The 23,670-nt window shown below is 65.2% G+C and carries 21 protein-coding genes; all 21 read left to right on the top strand.

All coding sequences use genetic code 11. The annotated features are described in order from the left end of the window. Entirely contained in the window at positions 1 to 645 is a 645-nt protein-coding gene (locus ACODSU_RS12405) for an acyltransferase (protein ID WP_488842520.1), read from the top strand. Continuing rightward, positions 645 to 1,343, top strand: a complete 699-nt coding sequence (locus ACODSU_RS12400) for a lytic transglycosylase domain-containing protein (protein WP_488842519.1) — start codon at positions 645 to 647, stop codon at positions 1,341 to 1,343. The genes ACODSU_RS12405 and ACODSU_RS12400 overlap by 1 nt, the downstream gene beginning before the upstream one ends. 216 nt (positions 1,344 to 1,559) lie before the next feature. Further along, positions 1,560 to 2,663, top strand: a complete 1,104-nt coding sequence (locus ACODSU_RS12395; protein ID WP_488842518.1) for a glycosyltransferase family 4 protein — start codon at positions 1,560 to 1,562, stop codon at positions 2,661 to 2,663. A 76-nt stretch (positions 2,664 to 2,739) separates the two neighbouring features. After that, complete coding sequence (argB, locus tag ACODSU_RS12390) at positions 2,740 to 3,630, top strand: acetylglutamate kinase (protein WP_295941550.1); 891 nt, start codon at positions 2,740 to 2,742, stop codon at positions 3,628 to 3,630. A gap of 20 nt (positions 3,631 to 3,650) precedes the next feature. Beyond that, positions 3,651 to 4,343, top strand: coding sequence for a response regulator transcription factor (locus ACODSU_RS12385; RefSeq protein ID WP_015012456.1), 693 nt, complete (start codon positions 3,651 to 3,653; stop codon positions 4,341 to 4,343). A gap of 84 nt (positions 4,344 to 4,427) precedes the next feature. Beyond that, entirely contained in the window at positions 4,428 to 5,879 is a 1,452-nt protein-coding gene (locus ACODSU_RS12380) for a sensor histidine kinase (protein ID WP_488842517.1), read from the top strand. 216 nt (positions 5,880 to 6,095) lie between these two features. Further along, the gene (gene slmA / locus ACODSU_RS12375) at positions 6,096 to 6,758 is read left to right on the top strand and encodes a nucleoid occlusion factor SlmA (protein WP_060984114.1); all 663 of its coding nucleotides are present in this window, start codon (positions 6,096 to 6,098) and stop codon (positions 6,756 to 6,758) included. Between the two features lie 148 nt (positions 6,759 to 6,906). After that, positions 6,907 to 7,635: a TetR/AcrR family transcriptional regulator gene (locus ACODSU_RS12370; protein WP_015012459.1), complete on the top strand. Its 729-nt coding sequence runs from the start codon at positions 6,907 to 6,909 to the stop codon at positions 7,633 to 7,635. A gap of 4 nt (positions 7,636 to 7,639) precedes the next feature. Beyond that, positions 7,640 to 9,436, top strand: a complete 1,797-nt coding sequence (locus ACODSU_RS12365) for an acyl-CoA dehydrogenase C-terminal domain-containing protein (protein WP_015012460.1) — start codon at positions 7,640 to 7,642, stop codon at positions 9,434 to 9,436. Between the two features lie 45 nt (positions 9,437 to 9,481). After that, on the top strand, positions 9,482 to 9,919 hold the full coding sequence (locus tag ACODSU_RS12360) for a DUF2147 domain-containing protein (protein ID WP_056745869.1): 438 nt from the start codon (positions 9,482 to 9,484) through the stop codon (positions 9,917 to 9,919). Between the two features lie 66 nt (positions 9,920 to 9,985). After that, entirely contained in the window at positions 9,986 to 12,388 is a 2,403-nt protein-coding gene (locus tag ACODSU_RS12355; protein WP_488842516.1) for a 3-hydroxyacyl-CoA dehydrogenase/enoyl-CoA hydratase family protein, read from the top strand. 11 nt (positions 12,389 to 12,399) lie between these two features. Next, entirely contained in the window at positions 12,400 to 12,909 is a 510-nt protein-coding gene (locus ACODSU_RS12350; RefSeq protein WP_108618955.1) for a DUF4442 domain-containing protein, read from the top strand. Positions 12,910 to 12,921: 12 nt separating this feature from the next. Further along, a complete protein-coding gene (locus ACODSU_RS12345; protein ID WP_488842515.1) occupies positions 12,922 to 14,121 on the top strand; it encodes an acetyl-CoA C-acyltransferase in 1,200 nt (399 codons plus the stop codon). Between the two features lie 218 nt (positions 14,122 to 14,339). Then, on the top strand, positions 14,340 to 15,227 hold the full coding sequence (locus ACODSU_RS12340) for an alpha/beta hydrolase family protein (protein WP_488842514.1): 888 nt from the start codon (positions 14,340 to 14,342) through the stop codon (positions 15,225 to 15,227). A gap of 27 nt (positions 15,228 to 15,254) precedes the next feature. After that, positions 15,255 to 16,115 carry an acyl-CoA thioesterase gene (locus ACODSU_RS12335; protein ID WP_488842513.1) on the top strand — a complete coding sequence of 287 codons (861 nt, stop codon included), beginning with the start codon at positions 15,255 to 15,257 and terminating at the stop codon, positions 16,113 to 16,115. A 75-nt stretch (positions 16,116 to 16,190) separates the two neighbouring features. Then, on the top strand, positions 16,191 to 16,967 hold the full coding sequence (locus ACODSU_RS12330) for an enoyl-CoA hydratase (RefSeq protein WP_209816241.1): 777 nt from the start codon (positions 16,191 to 16,193) through the stop codon (positions 16,965 to 16,967). 1,002 nt (positions 16,968 to 17,969) lie between these two features. Continuing rightward, on the top strand, positions 17,970 to 18,719 hold the full coding sequence (locus ACODSU_RS12325) for a TetR/AcrR family transcriptional regulator (protein WP_291445204.1): 750 nt from the start codon (positions 17,970 to 17,972) through the stop codon (positions 18,717 to 18,719). A 28-nt stretch (positions 18,720 to 18,747) separates the two neighbouring features. Further along, entirely contained in the window at positions 18,748 to 19,677 is a 930-nt protein-coding gene (locus ACODSU_RS12320) for an SDR family oxidoreductase (RefSeq protein ID WP_488842512.1), read from the top strand. A 27-nt stretch (positions 19,678 to 19,704) separates the two neighbouring features. Further along, positions 19,705 to 21,282 carry an acyl-CoA carboxylase subunit beta gene (locus ACODSU_RS12315; RefSeq protein WP_488842609.1) on the top strand — a complete coding sequence of 526 codons (1,578 nt, stop codon included), beginning with the start codon at positions 19,705 to 19,707 and terminating at the stop codon, positions 21,280 to 21,282. A 23-nt stretch (positions 21,283 to 21,305) separates the two neighbouring features. Next, entirely contained in the window at positions 21,306 to 22,436 is a 1,131-nt protein-coding gene (locus ACODSU_RS12310) for a DNA alkylation repair protein (RefSeq protein WP_488842511.1), read from the top strand. A gap of 54 nt (positions 22,437 to 22,490) precedes the next feature. Beyond that, positions 22,491 to 23,669: an acyl-CoA dehydrogenase family protein gene (locus ACODSU_RS12305; protein ID WP_060985928.1), complete on the top strand. Its 1,179-nt coding sequence runs from the start codon at positions 22,491 to 22,493 to the stop codon at positions 23,667 to 23,669. Position 23,670 lies beyond the last annotated feature (1 nt).

Here is a 23,670-nt window from a genome sequence, read left to right as displayed (position 1 = left end):
ATGATGCTGGGTATTCCTGATTTCACGACGTCCCATGCCGGTGTGGACCAGCTGGGTGTGGGGTGCCGTATTGATCCCTCTGTATCCGTCATGCGTTTTGGTGACCGAGCTGATGTGCTGTGGCTGGCGGACGGGGTAAGTCTGTACGCGAACACGCGCTTGGTGCTTGGCGATGTGGTGGCAGATCCCAGCGTTGGTATCCGCATCGGTGCGCGCACGATTGTGAACGTGGGCGGCTATCTGTCAGGGGAAGGTGGTCTGGAGATTGGTGAGGATGTCCTCATCGGACCACATGTCAAGCTGCTTTCCGCTGGACATGCTATTGACGAAGGTGACATCGTCATCGCACGCAACCGGATTACCCGCGGGCGTATCGTGGTGGAGGACGGTGCTTGGATCGGCGCTGGAGCGATCGTGCTGGAGGGCGTCACGATCGGTCGTGGCGCCGTGGTCGCTGCCGGAGCCTTGGTGCGCCAGGATGTGCCGGCGGGCATGGTGGCGGCGGGTATGCCAGCACACCTGATCCGGGCTCGGCGAGGCCATGCTCTGGAAACTCCATTGGAGCAACAGCCTACAAGCTGGTCTGCAAAGCTGGTCTCGGTAGTGAAAACCTTGTTGTCTTCGGCAGGCAAGGGGACATCGTGATGATGGCCGCTGCAGTTGTGTTCAGGCCCGTTCGTTTTAAGTGGGATGCCTTGTTTCGGCGTTATTCGTTTTATCTACTGGTAGTGGTTTTTTCCCTGGGCTGGCAGTCGGTGGCACGGGCCAATCAGATCTGGGAGTTTGTGGACAAGGATGGGGTAACCCACATCGGAAACGTCCCTCCCTCATCGTCCGCCCGCGGCGTGATCTGGCTGAACCGGGTGCCGCCGGTCTTGGGTGCCAAAGGCAAGGAGCGCGGTGCTTCCGCACTGCAGTTGCCCGGTTACGAGGACGCCAAGCCCCACCTTGAGGAGGCCGCCGCCGCTCAATCGCTTGATCCTGCGCTGGTGATTGCGGTGGCTGCGGCAGAGTCTGCGTTCAATGTCAAGGCGGTATCGCGCAAGGGAGCGCTCGGGCTGATGCAGGTCATGCCTGCTACAGCGGAGCGCTACGGCGTGGCCGCCCAGGCATCCAAAGACGGTGAGCATGCTGCCATGGAGCCCAAGGTCAATGCGCAAATTGGTACCCGCTATCTGGCCGACCTGTTACGCCTGTTCGACGGCGATAAAGAGTTGGCGCTGGCTGCCTATAACGCCGGTGAGGGAGCCGTACTCAAGTATGGGCGCCGTATTCCGCCCTATCCTGAAACGCAGCAATACGTGGAAAAGGTGATGCGCCTTTACCGCGGCATGATTCGCTGACCAACTTCGGAGTCCCTTAGTGCACTCTGCACCACTTCATCTGCTGACGCGCCCCAATCCGGGTTCAGCCGCTGGCTTGCCTTGTTTGGCCAGAATACGTGGCACGAGTTCGTTGATGGGTTACTGTGCAGGGGAGGGAGCGGGAGCTGCTTTCGGTGGGATGCTCAGCGCTTTATTGCAGGCCTGGAAGGCGACAACGTATACGATCGGCTACTCATGATCTGGTTATCTGTGGTGGCATTCATCGTGGCAGCTTTGGCGGCGGGGCTCATTGTGCGATGGATGCGCAGCCATGCCGCCGTATACGGTAGTGCCATGCCGCAGCGGTTCCATCTGGGCGATATCCCCCGCCTGGGGGGGGCGGCCCTGTTGCTTGGTGTCGGTTGTAGCTGGGGGCTTGGAGTGCTTCAGTCTACCCACTGGGGAGACCCAGGCTCGCTACGCCTGGGTGCGTGGGTGGTAGGGTGGATTGTGGCGCTGCTGCCTGCAGCCTTGGGAGGCATAGCCGAGGATATGACCCAACGCTTGTCCGTTCGCTACCGGCTGAGTCTCACCGGTGCATCTGGTGCGCTTGCTGTCACGCTTCTAAACCTTACGCTGTCCCGCACAGGATGGCCATGGCTGGATGCTTGGCTGTCCGCTGCGCCCTGGTTGGGTATCGCGATCGTGGTGCTTGCCGTGGCAGGGTTGCCACATGCCTTTAACATCATTGATGGCTATAACGGCTTGGCGGGCATGGTCGCACTCATCGTGTGCCTGGCTTTGGCGCATGTAGCGCTGCAGGTGGGTGACCGTGCATTGGCCGCGTTGCTGGTCTCCACGGCAGCTGCGACAGGAGGATTCCTGGTGTGGAACTATCCCCGGGGCATGTTGTTTGCAGGCGATGGCGGCGCGTATGTGTGGGGTGGGGTGATTGCGTTAGCCAGCATCTCGCTGGTACAACGCAATCCAGACGTATCCCCTTGGTTCCCGATGCTCCTGCTGATCTACCCGGTGTGGGAGACGGTTTTTTCCATCTACCGCAAAGTGGTGCGTGGCGTTTCCCCGGGGGTGGCTGACGCGCTGCATTTTCACCAGCTCATCTATCGTCGCATCGTGCGTGGTGTTTTCCACGATGACGAATCCCGCCGCATGCTGATGCGCAACAACCGTACGTCACCCTATCTGTGGGGTTTTACGCTTCTGACGGTGGTGCCTGCAGTGCTGTTCTGGAACAACACCCCCTTGCTCATGGCGTTTTGTGGGCTTTTCGTGGTGAGCTACGTCATGGCCTACCTGGCCATCGTGCGGTTCAAAGTGCCGAACTGGCTGCGGCATTGACGTCGTCTTGTGTTCGCGCGCCCGGCGAATGCGGCACAATTTGCGCCTCACACTTTTCTCCGGATGGCCCGCCCCCATGACCGACCTTCTTTCGATTGCCCCGCGCGACAAGGCTGAAATCCTGGCCCAGGCGCTGCCCTACATCCGCAAGTTCCATGGCAAGACCATGGTCATCAAGTACGGCGGCAACGCCATGACCGACCCCGCCCTGCAGGCGGACTTTGCCGAGGACGTGGTTCTGCTCAAACTGGTGGGCATGAACCCTGTAGTGGTGCACGGTGGCGGCCCGCAGATTGAGACGGCGCTCAACCGCCTGGGCAAGAAGGGCGAGTTCATTCAGGGCATGCGCGTGACCGATGCCGAGACCATGGAAGTGGTCGAATGGGTGCTGGCGGGCGAGGTGCAGCAGGACATCGTGGGCCTGATCAACCAGGCTGGTGGCAAGGCCGTGGGTTTGACGGGCCGGGACGGCGGCATGATCCGCGCGCAAAAGCTCAAGATGGTGGACAGCAAGGACCCCACCATCGAACACGACGTGGGGCAGGTGGGCGATATCGTCTCCATTGACCCCAGCGTGGTGAAGGCGCTGCAGGACGATGCGTTCATTCCCGTCATCAGCCCGATTGGCTTTGGCGAGAACAACGAGAGCTACAACATCAACGCGGATGTGGTGGCCAGCAAGCTGGCCACGGTGTTGCGGGCCGAAAAGCTGATGCTCCTGACCAACACACCCGGTGTGCTCGACAAGTCCGGCAACCTGTTGACCGACCTGACTGCCCGTCGCATCGACGAGCTGTTTGCCGACGGTACGATCTCGGGCGGCATGCTGCCCAAGATCGCCGGCGCGCTCGATGCCGCCAAAGCCGGCGTGAATGCCGTGCACATCATTGACGGACGTGTGCCCCATGCCATGCTGCTGGAGATCCTGACCGACCAGGCCTACGGCACCATGATTCGGTCCCACTGATCTTCCCGCGTGAGGGCACCATGCGCCTGCTGTTGGTCGAAGACGATGTGATGGTGGCCAGCGGCATCAAGCTGGGGCTCACCGATGCAGGGTATGCGGTGGACTGGGTAGGCAGCGGCGAACGGGCCGAAGAGGTGCTGCGCGCCGAGTCGTTTGACGCCGCCATCATCGACATCGGGTTGCCCGCAATGGACGGCCTGGAGCTGACCCGCCGCCTGCGCCGCCCGGACATGGCGAGCCCTGCGATGCCCGTGTTGATCCTGACAGCGCGCGACGCGCTGCATGACCGCGTGCAGGGGCTGGACCTGGGGGCGGACGACTACATGGTCAAACCGTTTGAGCTGCCTGAGCTGCTGGCACGCCTGCGGGCGCTGCTGCGCCGCTCCCAGGCGGCGACCACGGCCGTGCTGAGTTTTGGCCCGCTGGAATTGGACACGGCCGGGCGCCGTGCCAGCATGCGCACGCCGGCGGGCGAGCAGGTCATCGAACTGGGGCCCCGCGAGTGGACGGTGCTTGAATACCTGCTCATCAACGCGCCCAAGCCCGCGAGCAAAGACAAGCTGCTGCAGGCGCTGACGGGGTGGGACAAGGAGATCACCCCCAACGCGGTGGAGGTCTATGTCTCGCGCCTGCGGGGCAAGCTGGAACCCCATGGCGTGGCGCTGCGGTCCATCCGGGGCTTTGGGTACCGCCTCGAACTGCAGGCCCCCTGAGCAGCAACTTCCCCACCCGCAACTCTCGGCCGCCCCGCCATGCTTTGGAAGAAGAACTCCTCCCGGCGGCCCGGTTTGCGCGCAATGACGTCGGATTTGCGCACCCGGCTGTTGCTGATGCTGGTGTTGCCGCTGTGTGTGCTGGCGCTGGTGGGGGTCTGGCTGGACTACCGCTCGGCCGACGAGGCGGCTGGCCAGCACGACCAGCGGCTGGTGCGGCTGCTGCCGGCGTTGGCCGACTCGGTGCTGGCGCCACCCATTCACGACAACGACCCACCGTTGCTCCTGCTCGCGCCGCCCATTGAAGACTTCCTGCGTCAGAACGCCGGTTTTGCAGCCTACAGCGTGCGTGACACCTCCGGCCGCCTGCTGCTGGGCGAGGACTGGGTGCACAGCGGCGTGCCCACCACCCAGGCCCCGGAGTTCCACAGCGTAGAGTTCGGCGGGGTGACGTACCGAGTGGCGGCACAGCGCGGGCGCACCGGGGCGGGAGAGCTGGTGGTGGCTCTGGCCGACGGGTCGGACCCGCGCCAGAAATGGGCGCAACAACTGCTGCTGCGCGTGTTGTTGCCCAACCTGGTGCTGCTGGTAGCGGCGGGTTTTGCGATCCACTGGGCGGTGCGGCAAGCCTTCAAGCCCTTGGTGGGTTTGGCCGAGGCGGTGGAGCGCCGCTCGCCGCGGGACCTGAGCCCCATCGACGAGGCCGCATCGCCCGACGAGGTGCGCCCCCTGGTGCACTCGCTCAACCGCCTGTTTGCGCTGGTCAACGCGCAGGCGGAGGGGCAGCGGCGCTTTGTGGCCGACGCGGCGCACCAGCTGCGCACGCCGCTGGCGGGCCTGCAGGCCCAGGTTGAGGCCTGGGCCATGATGGCCAAGGCGGCAGCGCCGCCCCGCACGTCTTTCCCGGATTTCGACCGAAAAATGCCGCTGGCGCATGAAGATCGTGCGCAGGGTGCTATCGTTTTAGGAGTTGATCAGATCGAGAAGCTGCGCAATGCCACGCGCCGCACCTCGCAGTTGGCGCACCAGTTGCTGGCGCTGTCCCGGGCCGATGCCCGCAGCCTGGATGCGCAACCGCCGCAGCGGGTGGATCTCAAGGACCTGTGCGAATCGCTGCTCGAAAACTTTCTGGACGCCGCCACCGGCAAGGGCCTGGATTTGGGGCTCGATGTGCAGCTGGTGCATGTCACGGGCCACGGCTGGCTGCTGCGCGAGCTGCTGTCCAACTTGGTGGACAACGCCATCAAGTACACCCCGCCGGGGGGCGTGGTCACCATCCGCTGCGGACTGCGCCAGGGGCGTCTGGGCCCGCCACGTCCCTACATGGAGGTGGAGGACGACGGCCCGGGGGTGCCGGAGAGTGAGCGCACCCGCGTGCTGCAGCGCTTCTACCGCGTGCCCGGCGCGGGCGGCGAGGGCACCGGCCTGGGGCTGGCGATTGCGGACGAGATTGCCCGTGTGCACCGCGCCGGACTGACGCTGGGCACTGGCCCCCAGGGGCGGGGGCTCGTGGTGGCCGTGGTGTTCCCGCTGTAGTGGTGCGTGTCCTGCGGCCTGGCGGGGCCGGCGGGGATCGCTCAGGGGCCTGTGCGAGAATCATTTCCACACACGATTGACTTGTGCAAACAGGTGGCGCTCCGGCCCCTCCTGGCTGTGGCAAGACGTGACATCGTGATCCACGCCCTGCCGTGATCCGACCATGCCCGGTGGCATGTGTTCCGGGCGCGGGGCCCACCGGAGTCCCTGTCCTGCATGTCTGAAATCTCGCCCCTCCCCGAGTCCGCCAGTACCGCCGAAGCGGGTGATGTTGCGGCTGCCCGCAAGCGGCCCAAGCCCGGGGAGCGGCGCATCCAGATCCTGCAGGCCCTGGCCGCCATGCTGGAGCAGCCGGGGGCCGAACGCATCACCACCGCCGCGTTGGCCGCACGCCTGTCGGTCAGCGAGGCCGCGCTGTACCGCCACTTCGCCAGCAAGGCGCAGATGTTCGAGGGCTTGATCGATTTCATCGAGCAATCGGTGTTCACGCTGGTGCAGCAGATCACCGGGCGCGACGTGCCTGACCCCGCACAGCCTGCCGACGCGGGCGCGCGCCAGGCTGCCCGCATCGTGGCTCTGGTATTGCAGTTTGGCGAACGCAACCCGGGCATGGTGCGGGTGATGGTGGGCGACGCGCTGGTGTTCGAGCACGAGCGCCTACAGCAGCGCATGAACCAGTTTTTTGACCGCATCGAATCCACCCTGCGCCAGTGCCTGCGGGCTACTACGGCTGCATCCAGCACGCCCACGGTGGACGCCCAGGTGGCGGCCAGCGTGCTGACGGCCTTTGTGGTCGGGCGGCTGCAGGGCTATGCCCGCTCGGGATTCCGGCGCTTGCCCACCGAGCACCTGGAAGCCAGTCTGGCGCTGATGCTGTAGCCAGCAGACGGCTCAGGCAGCGTTACCCAGCAAGGGTGGCGCGGCTGCAACGGGTGGTTTGGATGCGTCTCCCTATTTTTTCCGGGGGCTTGGGGTGTGCGGGGAATTTGCTGCAGAATAGAACGAACGTTCGTTTTTATTCGTGCCCATGTCCTCCACCCCCGAATCCCGCCAGGTCACCCGCATTCCGCGCGCTCGCAGCGGTACGGGCCGTGCACTGCAAAAGGGCCAGCAGACCAAGGCGGCCATCGTCGAGGCGGCGCTGGGCCTGGCCACCCACATCGGGCTGGAGGGCCTCTCCATCGGGGCGCTGGCCGACGTCACGGGCATGAGCAAGTCGGGCGTGTTCGCCCACTTTGGCTCGCGCGAAGAGCTGCAGATCTCCGTGATCCGCGAATACCACACCCGCTTCGAGCAGGAAGTGTTCTACCCCGCCATGTCCGCCCCGCGTGGCGTGGCGCGTTTGTCGGCGCTGTTCGACAACTGGATGAAGCGCACCTCCATCGAAATCGACTCGGGCTGTATCTACATCAGCGGCGCGGTCGAGTTTGACGACCGCACCGGCCCTGTGCGCGATGCACTGGCCAGCTCGGTGCTGACCTGGCATGCCGCCATGCGCCGCGCCATCGAGCAGTGCAAGGAGCTGGGCGAGCTGCGGGCCGACACCAAGGAAGAGCAGATGCTCTTCGAGATCCACGGCCTGATCCTCGCGCTGCACTACGAAGCGCGGTTCCTGCAGACCCCGGGCTCTATCGACAGAGCCGTCGTGGGCTTTCACAACATCCTGGCGCGTTACAGCGCGCCCGCGGCCGCCGCCAAGGCACCCACGGTGGCGCGCCGCAAAGTTTCCAACCAAACCACCCCATCCAAGGAGTAAACCCATGCCTACCTATACGCCGCCCCTGCGCGACATGCAATTTGTCATGCACGAAGTGCTCAAGGTGAGTGATGAATTCAAGGCGATGCCCCCCCACGCCGAAGTGGATGTGGACACCATCAACGCCGTGATCGAAGAGGCCGGCAAGTTTGCTGCCGAAGTCGCGTTCCCGCTCAACATCAGCGGCGACACCGAAGGCTGCGTGCTGAACAAGACCACGCACGAAGTGAAGACCCCCACCGGCTTCAAGGACGCGTATGCCAAGTACGTGGAAGGCGGCTGGGCGGCGCTGAGCTGCGACCCGGCCTACGGCGGCCAGGGCCTGCCCTTTGTGCTGAACCAGTGCCTGTACGAGATGCTGAACTCGGCCAACCAGGCCTGGACGATGTACCCCGGCCTGTCGCACGGCGCGTACGAAGCCCTGCACGCCCACGGCACCGACGCCCAGAAGGCCCTGTACCTGCCCAAGCTGACCAGCGGCGAATGGACCGGCACCATGTGCCTGACCGAACCCCACTGCGGTACCGACCTGGGCCTGATGCGCACCAAGGCCGAACCCCAGGCCGATGGCACCTACAAGATCACCGGCAACAAGATCTTCATCAGCGCCGGTGAGCATGACATGGCCGCCAACATCGTCCACCTGGTGCTGGCTCGCCTGCCCGATGCGCCCAAGGGCAGCAAGGGCATCAGCCTGTTTGTGGTGCCCAAGTTCAACGTCAATGCCGACGGCTCGCTGGGCGAGCGCAACCCGATCTTCTGCACGGGCCTGGAGCACAAGATGGGCATCCACGGCAACGCCACCGCGCAGATCGCGCTGGACGGCGCCATCGGCACCATGGTGGGCCAGCCCAACAAGGGCCTGGCTGCCATGTTTGTGATGATGAATGCCGCCCGTCTGGGCGTGGGCAACCAGTCGCTGGGCCTGACCGAAGTGGCTTACCAGAACGCCCTGGCCTACGCCAAGGACCGCATCCAGTCGCGCAGCCTGTCGGGCCCCAAGGCCAAGGACAAGGACGCCGACCCCATCATCGTGCACCCCGATGTGCGCAAGATGCTGCTCACCGCCAAGGCCTATGCCGAAGGTGGCCGCGCGCTGCAGATCTTCTGCACGCTGCTGCTGGACAAGGTGCACAGCCACCCCGATGAGAAGGTGCGCAAGGACTCCGAAGAACTCGTGGCCCTGCTGACTCCCATCGTGAAGGCCTTCATCACGGACAACGGCCACATCAGCACCAACGCGTGCATGCAGGTCTTCGGCGGCCACGGCTTCATCAAGGAATGGGGCATGGAGCAGTACGTGCGGGACAACCGCATCAACATGATCTACGAAGGCACCAACACCATCCAGTCGCTGGACCTGCTGGGCCGCAAGGTGCTGGGCAACAACGGCGCCACGCTGAAAAAGCTGGGCAAGCTGATTGGCCAGCTGGTGGAAGAAGAGGGCGTGAACGAGCGCATGGCCGAGTTCATCAACCCCGTGGCCATGCTGGGCGACCAGATGACCAAGTTCACCACCGAGATCGGTTTCAAGGGCATGCAAAACCCCGATGAAGTGGGCGCTGCCGCCGTGGACTACCTGCGCGTGGCCGGCCACCTGGTGTTCGGCTACCTGTTCGCCCGCATGGCCCAGGTCGCCCTGCGCGAGATCGCTGCCGGCAACACCGACCCGTTTTATGGCGCCAAGCTGCAGACCGCGCGCTTCTACTTTGCCAAGCTGTTCCCCGAAACGGCGACGCTGATGCGCACCGCCCGTGCCGGCAGCAAGGTGCTGATGGACACCGATCTGGCCCTGGCCTGATCGGCGCCGGATGCGGATTTCAAGCCTTTTTGCCAGGGAGCGCAGATGTTCAAAGCGGTAGCAGCTATTGTTTTGGTAGCGGGCGCGCTGCCGGCCTGGGCGCAGATGACGCCCGAAGGCCTGTGGCGCAACATCGATGACAAGACCGGCGAGGCCAAGGCCGAGATCCGCATCCGCGACATTGGCGGCGGCGTGCTGCACGGAGCGCTCGAAAAGCGCCTGTCCAAGGACGCCAAGCCCGACGAGGTCTGCGACGAATGCTCGGATGACCGCAAGGGCAAGCCCATTCTCGGGCTGGAGATCATCCGTGGCGCCAAGAAGGCCGACGGCAAAGAAGTGTGGGAGGGCGGCAAGATTCTCGACCCCGAGAACGGGCGCAACTACACCCTGCGCATGACCCCCGTCGAGGGCGGCAAGAAGCTCGAAGTGCGCGGCTCCATCGGCCCATTCGGCCGCACGCAAACCTGGATCCGCGTCCAGTAAACCCCATTCCCGTGGCCGCGCGCACCCCAGCGGTGTCGTGCAGCGCCCCAACCAGGAACCCAACCCATGTCCCGATTCCAAGTGAAAAAAGTCGCCGTGCTCGGCGCAGGCGTGATGGGCGCGCAGATTGCCGCCCACCTCGTCAACGTGAAGGTGCCCGTGGTGCTGTTCGACCTGCCTGCGAAGGAAGGCCCCAAGAACGGCATCGTCACCAAGGCCGTCGAAGGCCTGAAGAAGCTCAAGCCCTCGCCCTTGGGCGTGGCTGATGATGCGGCGCTGATCCAGCAGGCCAACTACGAAGAGCACATGCACCTGCTCAAGGAATGCGACCTCGTGATCGAGGCCATTGCCGAGCGCATGGACTGGAAGCTCGACCTCTACACCAAGATCGCGCCCCACGTGGCCAAGCACGCCATCCTGGCGTCCAACACCTCGGGCCTGTCGATCACCAAGCTGTCCGAAGTGCTGCCCGAGAGCATCAAGCCGCGTTTCTGCGGCATCCACTTCTTCAACCCGCCGCGCTACATGACGCTGGTGGAGTTGATCAACACCCCCACCACCCAGCCCGAAGTGCTGGACCAGCTCGAAGCCTTTGTGACCAGCGGCCTGGGCAAGGGTGTGGTGCGCGCACACGATACGCCCAACTTCGTGGCCAACCGTGTCGGCATCGCCGGCATGCTGTCCACGATGAAAGAGGTCGAGAACTTTGGCCTGACCTACGACGTGGTGGACGACCTCACGGGCAAGAAGCTCGGCCGTGCATCGAGCGGCACCTTCCGCACCGCCGACGTGGTGGGCCTGGACACCATGGCCCACGTCATCAAGACGCTGCAGGACAACCTGAGCCTGGAGACCGATCCCTTCTACGAAAGCTTTGGCACGCCCGCCGTGCTGAAGAAGCTGCTGGAGCTGGGCAATCTGGGCCAGAAGACCAAGGCCGGTTTCTTCAAGAAGGTCGGCCGCGATGTGATGCGTTTCGAGCTCGAAAGCGAAGAGTACGTGCCCGCAGGCCAGAAGGCCGATGAGGTGTACGCGCGCATGCTCAAGAAACCCGCCGCCGAACGCCTGCGCCTGCTGCGCAACGCCGAAGGCGCGCCCGGCCAGTTCCTGTGGGCCATCCTGCGCAACAGCTTCCACTACGCGGCTGTGCACCTTTCAACAATAGCCGACAACGCCCGCGACGTGGACCAGGCCATGCGCTGGGGCTTTGGGATGAAGCAAGGCCCCTTCGAGCTGTGGCAAGAAGCAGGCTGGCTTGAAGTGGCGAAGATGATCCAGGAAGACATCGACGCTGGCAAAGCGCTGTGCAAGGCACCGCTACCCGATTGGGTCTTCAAGGGCCCCGTGGCCGAAGCCGGTGGCGTGCACACCGCGCAAGGCTCGTGGAGCGCATCGCAGAACAAGTTTGTGCCCCGCCGCCAGCTGCCCGTGTACGAGCGCCAGCTATTCCCCGAGCCGCTGCTGGGCGAAACCAGCCTGCCCGACTGGCGCACCGCTGGCACCACCATTGCTGAGTCGAAGGCGCTGCGCACGTGGACGCTGGACGGCCAAGTCCTCATCGCCAGTATCAAGAACAAGATGCACGCCATCAGCCCCGAAGTGATGGAAGGCTTGGCCGAAGCCCTGGAGCTGGCCGAGCGCGAATACGACGGCATGGTCATCTGGTCGGGCGATGCGCCCTTCAGCGTGGGCGCCGACCTGGAAGCCACCATGCCCGCCTTTGCCGTGGGCGGCCCCGACGCGGTGGAAAGCATCGAGCAGGAGCTGCAAAACCTGATGATGCGCATCCGCTATGCCCAGGTGCCCGTTGTCGCGGCCATCCACGGCATGGCGCTGGGCGGTGGTTGCGAGCTGGCTGTGTATTCGGCCAAGCGCGTGGCGCACATGGAAAGCTACATCGGCCTCGTGGAAGTCGGCGTGGGCCTGGTCCCCGGCGCGGGCGGCCTAACCTACATCGCCCGCCGCGCGGCCGAGAACATGGCCGCTTCGACGAGCAAGGACATCCTGCCCTTCCTGACCGAAGGCTTCACCGCTGCGGCCATGGCCAAGGTGGGTACCAGCGCGCTCGAATCGCGCAAGTTGGGCTACCTGCTGGACAGCGACGTCATCGTGCCGCACAAGGACGAGTTGCTGTTCGTTGCCATCAACGAAGCCAAGTCCATGGCCGCCAGCGGCTGGCGTGCACCCCACAAGCGCCTGTTCCCCGTGGCGGGCCGCAGCGGCCTGGCCACCATCAAGGCGCAACTGGTGAACATGCGCGACGGCGGCTTCATCAGCGCCTATGACTTCAAGATCGGCGCCATGATCGCCGAGGTGGTCTGTGGCGGCGATGTGGATGCGGGTTCGATGGTGAGCGAGGAATACCTGCTCACGCTGGAGCGCAAGGTGTTCTGCCACCTGATCGCCCAGCCCAAGACGCATGAGCGCATTCTCGGAATGCTCTCCACGGGCAAGCCAGTCCGCAACTGACCGGCATCACCATGACGAGCCAAGCCCCCAACAAACTCCAGCGCTCGCTGATGCGCCTGGACGAGGCCCCCGCCTTCATGCGCGGCTTCGTGCAGAACATCATCCTGCGCCGTGCCGTGCCCTTCACCGGCACGGCCGGGGTGAAGTTCGTGTCGCTCACGCCCGAGCGTGTCGAGGTGCACCTGGCCAACGAGCGCCGGGTGCAGAACCACATTGGCGGCGTGCACGCCTCGGCCATGAACCTGCTGGCCGAAACAGCCACCGGCATGGTGGTGGGCATGAACGTGCGCGACGACTGCCTGCCGCTGGCCAAGGAGCTCTCCATGGCGTTCAAGAAGCGCGCCACGGGCGGTCTCAAGGCCGTGGCCACGCTCACCGCCGAGCAGCGCGCCGCCATGTTGGCCAGCGACAAGGGCGAGGTGCAGGTGAAAGTCACCGTCACCGACGAAGCCGGTGTGGAGCCGGTCGAATGTGTATTTACGTGGGCCTGGGTTCCTTCCAGCCGCCCCCCCAAGAATTGAAGGAGTTTCACCATGGCTCAAAAACAAGTCCAGGACGCCTACATCGTCGCCGCCACGCGCACGCCCATCGGGCGCTCGGGCCGCGGCTATTTCAAGAACACTCGCCCCGACGATCTGCTGGTCGCCGCCGTCAAGAGCGCCATGCTGCAGGTTCCCACGCTGGACCCCAAGGCGATTGAAGACGCCATCATTGGCTGCTCGTTCCCCGAAGGCGAGCAGGGCATGAACATGGCCCGTATTGCCATGGGCCTGGCGTTTGACCACCCCGCGGGCGGCGTGACGGTGAACCGTTTTTGTGCATCGGGCATCACCGCGCTGCAGATGGCCGCTGACCGCATCCGCGTGGGCGAAGCCGACGTGCTGATCGCCGGTGGCGCCGAGTCCATGAGCCTGGTGCCCATGGGCGGCAACAAGCCCTCGTTCAACGCCGAGATCTTTGCGAAGGACGAGAACGTGGGCATCGCCTACGGCATGGGCCTCACCGCAGAAAAGGTCGCCCAGCAGTGGAAGGTGAGCCGCGAGGCGCAGGACGCGTTCGCCCTTGAATCCCACCTGCGGGCCATCAAGGCGCAAAAGGCCGGTGAGTTCACCGATGAAATCACGCCCATCGAAATCGTGGAGCGTTCGCCCAACCTCGCCACCGGCGAAGTGGTGGAAAAGCGCCGCACCGTGAGCCTGGACGAAGGCCCACGCCCTGACACGTCCCTGGAAGGTCTGGCCAAGCTCAAGCCCGTGTTTGCGGCGCGTGGCAGTGTCACGGCGGGCAACAGCTCGCAGACCAGCGATGGCGCGGGTGCGCTCATCGTGGCCAGCGAAAAGGCGGTGAAGCAGTTTGGCCTGACGCCCCTGGCGCGTTTTGTGAGCTACGCCGCGCGAGGCGTGCCGCCCGAGATCATGGGCATTGGTCCCATCGAGGCGATTCCTGCGGCGCTGCGTTATGCGGGCTTGAAGAGCGATGACATCGGCTGGTATGAGCTGAACGAAGCGTTTGCGGCGCAGTCGCTGGCGGTGATCAATACGCTGGGGCTGAACCCTGCGAACGTGAATCCAATGGGTGGTGCTATTGCCCTGGGTCACCCGCTGGGGGCGACCGGTGCGATTCGCGCGGCGACGGTGGTGCACGCGCTGCGTCGGCACAAGCTGAAGTACGGCATGGTCACGATGTGTGTAGGGACAGGCCAAGGCGCCGCCGGCATCATCGAAGCTCTTTGAGTTAGCTGGCTACTGCGCGGGCCATCTGCGTCGTTGGGCGGTGCTCGGAATCCTCACGTACCGCAAGTACGTTCCGGTTCCTGCGCTCCGGCCGCCTAGCAGCTGATCCCGCTCGCTACGCCCCTGAGGACGGAGTGTGAAGGCAGGGGGAAGTGCACTGCCTGTTTTTGTTTTCCATTCAAGCCGGCGCAGATCGGCATTGAGCTAAGGAGACAGACATGAACAAGCAAACCTTGCAGGTCAATGGGGCGGTGTCTTTGGCACTGCGTGTCTACGAACCCGAGCGCGCTCCGCGCGCCAGTGTCGTGATCGGCGGCGCGATGGGGGTGCGGCAGTCGTACTACGAGGCCTTTGCGCTGTGGATGGCGCAGCAGGGGTTTCGGGTCACCACCTTTGATTACCGCGGCCATGGCGATTCGCTGCAGGGTGCGATGCGCGATGTGAAGGCGGATCTGTTTGACTGGGCGCAGGACTACGAGGCGGTGATCACAGCCGCCAAGGCAGCGCTGCCGTCGCAGCCGCTGTATTTGCTGGGCCACAGCCTGGGCGCGCAGTTGCCAGGGCTGCTGAAAAAGCCCGAGCAGGTGGCGGGTCTGCTGAGTGTGGCCGCAGGCAGTGGCTACTGGCGCGACAACGCGCCGCAGCTCAAGCGCATCGTTCCGTATTTCTGGTGGGTGCTGGTGCCACTGGCCACGCGGCTGTGCGGGTACTTTCCGGGGCGCACGCTCAAGAAGGTGGGCGACCTGCCTGCGGGCGTGATCCTGCAGTGGCGGCGCTGGTGTCTGGACCCTGCGTACAGCGTGGGCGCCGAGGGGCCTGCGGTGGCGCAGAGCTATGGTGCGGTGCGGTTCCCGGTGCTGGCGCTGTCGATGACCGACGACGAGCTGATGACCTTGCGCGGCACGCACAACCTCGTCAACCTGTACGCCAACACCGAACGCCGCGTGGAGAGCATCACGCCCGCCGATGTGAAGGTGCGGCGCATCGGGCACTTCGGTTTCTTTCGTGACCAGTTCCGCCAGAGCCTGTGGCCGCGCGCCGCAGCGGCGCTGGCGGCCTTGGGCGGCGGTGTATTGCACGCCGAAGTCTCCGGCACGACGGCCTGAGCGGCTGTTTCGCGGCACACTCGCAGCATGACTTCTTCCTCCCATTCTTCCACTGCGTCCGCTGCCCACCCGCTGGACGATGCGGTACAGCTGACGGCCTCGTCCTCTTCCGCGCCGGGCCAGTACGAAGGGCAGACCCACCCTGGCTACTGGAACATGGTCGGCCCGTTTGGTGGCATCACCGCTGCCACTCTGCTGCAGGCCATCTTGCAGCACCCCGACCGGCTGGGCGACCCGCTGTCGCTGACGGTCAACTACGCGGGCGCTTTGACCGCTGGTGCGTTCACGGTGCAGGCAACTCCTGTTCGCACCAATCGTTCCACCCAGCACTGGACGCTGTCGATCCTGCAGGCGGGTGATGATGGCGCCCAGGTGGTCACCACCACGGCCACGGCCGTCACGGCCGTGCGGCGCGAGACCTGGAGCGTGGGCGATGTGCCCATGCCCGAAGTGCCTACGCCGTCGGCACAGCCCGCCATTTCCCCCGGCTTTGGCGTGGAGTGGCTCAACCGCTACGAGATGCGCCCCGTCACCGGCGCCATTCCGCGCGAGTGGGACGGCAGTGGCGACCACAGCCTGACCCAGTTGTGGATGCGCGATGCGCCACCCCGTCCGCTGGACTTTGTGGCGCTCGCGGCCCTGGCCGATGTGTTCTTTCCCCGCGTCTGGCTGCGCCGTGCGCGCCATGTGCCGGCAGGCACGGTGTCGATCACGGTCTACTTCCATGCCAGCGCCGCACAACTGCAGGCCACGGGCACGGGTTATCTTCTCGGCCAGGCGCGCGGGCAGGAGTTCCGCAACGGCTTTTTTGACCAGACCGTGCAGCTGTGGAATGAAGCGGGCACCATGCTCGCCACCAGCCACCAGATCGTTTACTACAAGGAGTAGGGAGTCGGCCTGTTGCTCTGCGCCGTGCACCATTCCTCTCGTTCACATCCATCAGACCCCGGAACCTTCACCACCATGACCGAAGCCACCCAAGACATCCTCGTCCATTCTGAAGCGGGCGTGACCACTATCACGTTCAATCGCGTGGACAAGAAGAACTCGATCACGCGCGACATGTATGCCGCCATGGCCGACGCGCTGGACGCCGCCAAGGCCGACGCCAGCGTGCGCGTGGTGGTGTTCCAGGGCGACATCGCCATCTTCAGCGCGGGCAACGACATTGGCGACTTTCTGCAGCAGCCGCCTGCCACGCAGGACTCGCCGGTGTTTCGCTTTCTGCGCGGCATCGCCACCTTCCCCAAGCCCGTGATCGCGTCGGTCTGCGGCCCGGCCGTGGGCATTGGCACGACGATGCTGTTCCATTGCGACCTGGTTTATGCGGGCGACAACGCGGCTTTCTCGATGCCTTTTGTGAATCTGGGCCTGTGCCCCGAGGCGGCATCGAGCCTGCTGGTGCCGCAGATGCTGGGGTATCACCGTGCTGCGGAGGCTTTGCTGTTGGGCGAGCCCTTCATGGCCGAGGCGGCGCTGGAAGTCGGCCTGGTGAACCGCGTGGTGCCGCCGACGGAGTGCAATGCCTATGCCCAGGCGCAGGCCAAAAAGCTGGCGGCCAAGCCGTTGTCGTCGCTCATCGAAACCAAGCGGCTGATGAAGGGTGGGCAGACGGCGAAGGTGCTGGAGGTGATGGCGGAAGAGGGCGAGAGCTTTGGGCGCATGTTGCGCGAGCCGGCGGCGCGGGAAGCTTTCTCGGCTTTCATGGAGAAGCGTAAGCCGGATTTCAGCGCGGTTTGATTCGCTAGTTCTGACGTGCTTTTCGGCTGCTGGCGCTAGTATATAAAGCGCTGGCAGCTATTGTTTTTATAGTTTGTTCTCGTCCTATCTGTTCGGGTTGGGCCTGTCGAGGCTTTTGTGCGGCGGCTACCGCATGCCCGTTTTGAGTGCCGGAGCCGGGAGTCGCCCGGCGTGCGAGTAACTTTCTTTTGCTTCGCCAAAAGAAAGTTACCAAAGAAAAGGCGACCCCCAGTCTGCGACCCCTGCGCTTCGCTCCGGGGCAAACCTGCGTCGGGGCGATTGCGGGGTGCGCCGTGGAACTCGCTCTGCGCTGGCGCGCGCCGCTCGGACAGCCACGGCGAGTCAGTTCACGAAGCATGGGCGCTTCGACGCCCATGCTCACCCCGCAACCGCCCCGCCGCAGGCGCAGCCAGTAGGGGTGGGGAACCAAACATCCAACAGCCGAACAGCCACACGGGCCATCGCTGCGCCCGGCCCAGTTTGCGCAGCGCGTGGCGCTTGCGCCCGCGAGACGGAGCCGAGCGCAGCGCAGCGAAGCAATGGCCCGTGTGGATGTCCCTCGGGTTCCCTTCTGGATGCGCCTGGGGCGCGCAGGGCGCGGGGTGGCGCGTGTGCCGAAGGACACACGCGCTTCGTGAACTGACTCACCGCAGCTGTTTGAGCGGAGCGCCGCAGGCGCGCAGCGAGTTCGGCGGTGCACCTCGTGACCGAGCACCCCAGGTTGCCCCGGAGCGAAGCGCAGGGGTCGCAGACAGCAGGGTCGCCCTTTCTTTGGTGACTTTCTTTCGGCGACGCGAAAGAAAGTTACTCGCCTGCCGGGCGACTCCCGGCCTCTGCCCTTCGCATAGGCATGCCATCAGCTTCCAAAAGAGTAGCGGGCCAGGCAAGACATACAAGCATCTCGCAGCAAACAGAACCCTCTAGAAATAGCAATGAGACAAGGCATCTATTTTTGCAAAGCACTTGCTTGCTAAAAATAAACAGTTTTGCTATCGTGCCCGCATGGATTCACCCATGCCGCGCACCAGCGCCATCGCCCCCGCTCCCAAGAACCCCCCGGCCCGCCCCCGCAGCAAGGCCGCAGCCTCCTCCAGCGCCAATTCCGCACCCAACGCAACCCCTGCAGAGCCAACCCCCACCCGTCGCCCCCGCGGCCGCCCCCGCAAAACCGCCGAAGAACTCGACGACGGCAACCGCCGCCGCAAGCTCATGGACGGTGCCGCCAAGCTCTTCCGCACCCAGGGCTTTGCCGCCACCAGCACGCGCGACATTGCGGCGGCGGCAGGCATGCACAGCGGCTCGCCCTTCTACCATTTCGAAAGCAAAAGCGCGCTGCTCTACGCCGTGATGAGCGAGGGCATGACCATGGCCGCGCAAAGCCAGCAGCAGGCACTCGATGCACTGCCAGCCCAGGCCACCCCGCGCGAGCAGCTGCACACGCTCATTCGTCACCATTTTGAAATCCTGCTTGGGCCGCGCAGCAGCTTCATCCCCGTGATGTTGTACGAATGGCGCTCGCTCACGCCCGCGCAGCGCAAGGGCATTGCCCGCATCAAGGACAGCTACGAGGCCACCTGGATGCCTGTGCTGGAAGCGCTGGCACAGCAGGGCGCCCTGCAGGCCGAGCCCGGTGTGGCGCGGCTGTTCATCTTCGGGGCGCTCAACTGGGCGGTGCAGTGGTTCTCGCCCAAGAAGGGCAAGTCGCTCGACGCACTCACCGACGAGGCGCTGGCCTTGTTCATCCGTTCATAAAAAACCACCCCATCAAGGCAGAGTCACTATGGCCCCCACAGCGCGCAACGCCTACCAGTCTGTGTTTGCTCCAGGCCTGTTCAATGGCCAGGTGGTGGTCGTCACCGGCGGGGGCTCTGGCATAGGCCGGTGCACAGCGCACGAACTCGCGCAACTGGGCGCGCATGTGGTGCTGGTGGGGCGCAAGCCAGACAAGCTGCTGACCGTGGCCGAAGAGATCACCGCCGACGGCGGCCGCGTGTCATGCCAGGTGTGCGACATCCGCTCTGAAGAAGGCGTGGTCGTGCTGGTGCAGCAGATCATCGCTGCGCAGGGCCGCATCGATGCGCTGGTCAACAACGCAGGCGGGCAGTTCATGGCACCGCTCGACTCTATCAGCGCCAAGGGCTGGGAGGCCGTGTTGCACACCAACCTCACGGGCGGCTTTCTCATGGCGCGCGAGTGCTATCGGCAGTGGATGGCATCGTACGGCGGCTCCATCGTCAACATCGTGGCCGACATGTGGGGCTCCATGCCGGGCATGGGGCACAGCGGCGCGGCGCGTGCGGGCATGGTCAGCTTCACCGAAACCGCTGCACTCGAATGGGCGCACAGCGGTGTGCGCGTGAACGCCGTGGCGCCGGGCTACATCGCCTCCAGCGGCATGGACAACTACCCGCCCGAGGCGGGTGACATGCTGCGCGCCATGCCGCGCACCGTGCCGCTGGGCCGCTTTGGCAACGAGGCCGAGGTGTCGGCGGCCATCACCTTTTTGCTCAGCCCGGCAGCCAGCTTCATCAGCGGCACCACGCTGCGGGTGGACGGCGCACGGCCCCAGGTGCGCATGGGCTGGCCGCAGCGCCCGCCGGGTGCCACCGCCGCTGCACACCCGGCCGTGCGGCCGTTTGACGGCTTTCACCGGGCGCAGGTGCCGCAGGTGTTTGCACCTTCCCACACCCCCAAGACCGAGGCCGCATGACCGCCGTCTTCACCTCCCGATTCAACCCTGGCAGCGCCGAGGCCGCGCAGCGCCGCGCGGCAGGCCCGCCTGGATACCCTGCGCGCGCTGGAAGAGCGTGCCGCCGCCGCCTCGGCCCGGTCGCTCCCCCAGTTTGAAAAGCGCGGCCAGCTGCTGCCGCGCCAGCGTGTGGCGCTGCTGCTGGATGCGGGTGCACCCTGGCTGCCGCTGTGCACGCTGGCGGGCTACCTACAGGACGTGAAAGACCCCGAGAAGTCCGTGCCCGGTGGCGGAATGATTGCTGGCATTGGTTTTGTCAGCGGTGTGCGCTGCATGGTCGTGGCCAGTGACTCGGGCATCGAGGCCGGTGCCATCCAGCCCATGGGACTGGAAAAGATCTTGCGCGTGCAGGAGATTGCGCTGCAAAACCGCTTGCCGTTCATCCACCTGGTGGAGAGTGCGGGCGCCAACCTCATGCGCTACCGCGTCGAAGGTTTTGTGCACGGCGGCACGCTGTTTCGCAACCTCGCGCGGCTGTCGGCGGCGGGCATTCCGGTGATCACCGTACAGCACGGCTCGGGCACCGCAGGCGGCGCCTACATGCCCGGCCTGTCGGACGTGGTCATCATGGTGCAGGGCCGCTCGCGCGCCTTTCTGGCCGGGCCCCCGCTGCTCAAGGCTGCCACGGGCGAGATCGCGACGGAAGAAGAACTGGGCGGCGCCGAGATGCACACCGCCGTCTCGGGCCTGGGCGAATACCTGGCGCAGGACGACCGCGAGGCGATTGGCCTGGCGCGCGATGTGGTGGCCCAACTGGGGTGGGGCGTAGCGCCTCGACCCAGAGCACCCGGCCCCACCTTGCCCGCCGACGATCTGCTGTCCCTGATGTCCGCCGACCTGCGCCAACCTGTGGACATGCGCGAGGTGATGGCGCGGCTGGTGGACGGCTCCGAGCTGCTGGAGTTCAAGGCCCGCTACGGCATGGCCACCGTGTGCGCGCAGGGCCACATCCAGGGCCATGCCGTGGGTTTCATCAGCAACAACGGTCCCATCGACGTGGCGGGCGCCAACAAGGCCACGCACTTCATTCAGTGGATGTGCCAGCTGGGCCACCCCATCATCTACCTGCAGAACACCACGGGCTACATGGTGGGCAAAGACAGCGAGCAGGGCGGCATGATCAAGCACGGCAGCAAGATGATCCAGGCGGTGACCAACGCCACCGTGCCACAGATCACCATCCAGTGCGGCGCCAGCTTTGGCGCGGGCAACTATGGCATGTGCGGGCGGGGCTATGCGCCGCGCTTTTTGTTCAGCTGGCCGGGCGCCAAGACGGCGGTGATGGGCGGCGAGCAAGCAGCGCGCACCATGCAGATCGTGACCGAGGCGGCGCTCGCGCGCAAAGGCATCACGCCCGACCCGGCCGAATCGCAGGCCCAGTTCGACAAGATCGTCGCCATGTTCGAGGCTCAGGCCGATGCGTTCTACACCAGCGGCCTGCTGCTGGACGATGGCGTGATCGACCCGCGTGACACGCGCGCCGTGCTGGCGTTTTGCCTGGACACCTGCGCCGAGGCCCAGGCGCGCACGCTGCGGCCCCTGAGCTTTGGCGTGGCACGGATGTAAGCGCTTCGCACGCAATCTCCCCGATGGCCGAGCCTCTCAAATACCTGCTGAACGACACCGTACCGCCGCGCATCGCGGCCATGGTGCGCCGTGCGTGGCGCAAGTTCGATACCACTGCATTTCTGCAGCAGGTAGAGCCCGGCTACGAATCGCTGGAGCTGATGGCACGCGGCCAGCGCATTGCGCAGGCCCTGCAGACACACCTGCCGCAAGACGTGCCGCGCGCGCTGGGTGTGCTGGTCGATTCGATGGACCCGCCGATGGGCCTCGATGCCGCCGGTGAGCCCGACGCGGGTGGCCGCCCCTACAGCGCCTTCCTGTACCTGCCCCACAGCATCTACATCGGCACACACGGCCTGCCGCATTTCGAGGCAGCGATGGCCGCGCAGCATGCGCTGACCCAGCGGTTTACCGCCGAGTTCTGCATACGCCCCTATCTGCTGCACCACCAACAGGCCACGCTCGCGCGGCTGCGTGACTGGGCGCAGGACGACAACGCCCATGTGCGCCGCCTGGTGAGCGAAGGCACGCGGCCCCGCCTGCCCTGGGCGCCGCGATTGCCTGCATTCCAGAACAACCCGCAACTGGCCCTGCCGTTGCTCGATGCGCTCAAGGACGACCCATCGTCTTACGTGCGTCGCTCCGTGGCCAACCACCTGGGCGATATCGCCAAGGACCACCCCGACCTGGCCGTGGGCACCGCGCGCACCTGGCTGCAGGGCGCGCCCGCACCACGCGAGGCCCTGGTGCGCCACGGCCTGCGCTTTCTCATCAAACGTGGCGACGCTGGCGCACTCGACGCCCTGGGCGTGGGCCATGCCGTGGCGCTGGATGTGCGGGCCGCCCGCGTGGTGCCTGCCCGCGCACGCATTGGCGACAAGGTGCGCATCGAGGCCGAGTTGCACAACCCCACACCCCAGGCCCAGCGCGTGCTGGCCGACCTGAAGGTGCACTACGTCAAGGCCCACGGCGGTGCGGCGCCCAAGGTGTTCAAGCTGCAGACGCTGGACATCGCCCCCGGCGCCACCGTGGCGGTGGGCAAGACGCTGTCGCTGCAGCAGATGACCACACGCACCCATTACCCCGGCGCGCACCAGGTGGAGCTGGTGCTCAACGGGCGGCCCCAGCCGCTGGGGCAGTTTCAGCTTTCGTGATCGAGGTTTGCAGGCACACCAACACTCAAAACGCAACAGCAGGAGACAAGCACCATGCAGTTCACGCACGAGCACCGCGAGATCCAGAAGACCCTCAAGCGCTTCATCGACGAAGAGATCAACCCCCATGTGGACGAGTGGGAGGCGGCCGAGATCTTCCCCGCGCACGAGGTCTTCAAGAAGATGGGCAACCTGGGCCTGCTGGGCCTGTGCAAGCCCGAGGAGTACGGCGGTCAGGGCCTGGACTACTCGTACAGCCTGGCCATGGCCGAGGCGCTGGGCCACATCCACTGCGGCGGCGTGCCCATGGCGATTGGTGTGCAGACCGACATGTGCACCCCGGCGCTTGCGCGCTACGGCAGCGAAGAGCTCAAGCGCCAGTTTCTGGCGCCAGCCATTGCGGGCGACATGGTGGGCTGCATCGGCGTGAGCGAGCCTGCGGCGGGCAGCGATGTGTCGGGCATCAAGAGTGTGGCGCGCAAGGACGGCGATGACTACGTGATCACCGGCCAGAAGATGTGGATCACCAACAGCCTGCAGGCCGACTGGATGTGCATGCTGGTCAACACGGGCGAAGGCCCCGTGCACAAGAACAAGAGCCTGGTGATGGTGCCCATGCGGGATGGCCCGGGCGGCAAGCTCACCAAGGGCATCGAGGTGGCGCAGAAGATCCGCAAGATCGGCATGCACAGCAGCGACACGGGCTTGATCTACTTTGACGAGGTGCGCGTGCCGCAGCGCTACCGCATCGGCGCCGAAGGGCAGGGCTTTATCTACCAGATGCAGCAGTTCCAGGAGGAGCGCCTGTGGTGCGCCGCCAGCACGCTCGAATCGCTGAACCACTGCATCCAGTGGACCATCGACTATGCGCAGGAGCGCAAGCTGTTTGGCAGCACGCTGGCCGACCAGCAGTGGGTGCAGTTCAAGCTGGCCGAGCTCAAGACCGAGGTCGAGGCCCTGCGCGCGCTCACCTACCGCGCCTGCGACCTGTACGTGAACGGGCAGGACGTGCTGGAGCTGGCCAGCATGGCCAAGCTCAAGGCCGGCCGCCTGAACCGCGAGGTGCCCGACACATGCCTGCAGTTCTGGGGCGGCATGGGCTTCACGCTGGAGAACAAGGTCTCGCGCATGTACCGCGACGGGCGACTGGCGTCCATCGGCGGCGGGGCCGACGAGGTAATGCTCGGCATCTTGTCCAAGCTCATGGGCATCGCCAAGCGGCCCGTGCACTGAC

The organism is Acidovorax sp. FG48 (assembly GCF_057809085.1).
The sequence above is the reverse complement of the archived record's forward strand: the minus strand, read 5'-3'. Positions and strand labels throughout refer to the sequence as shown.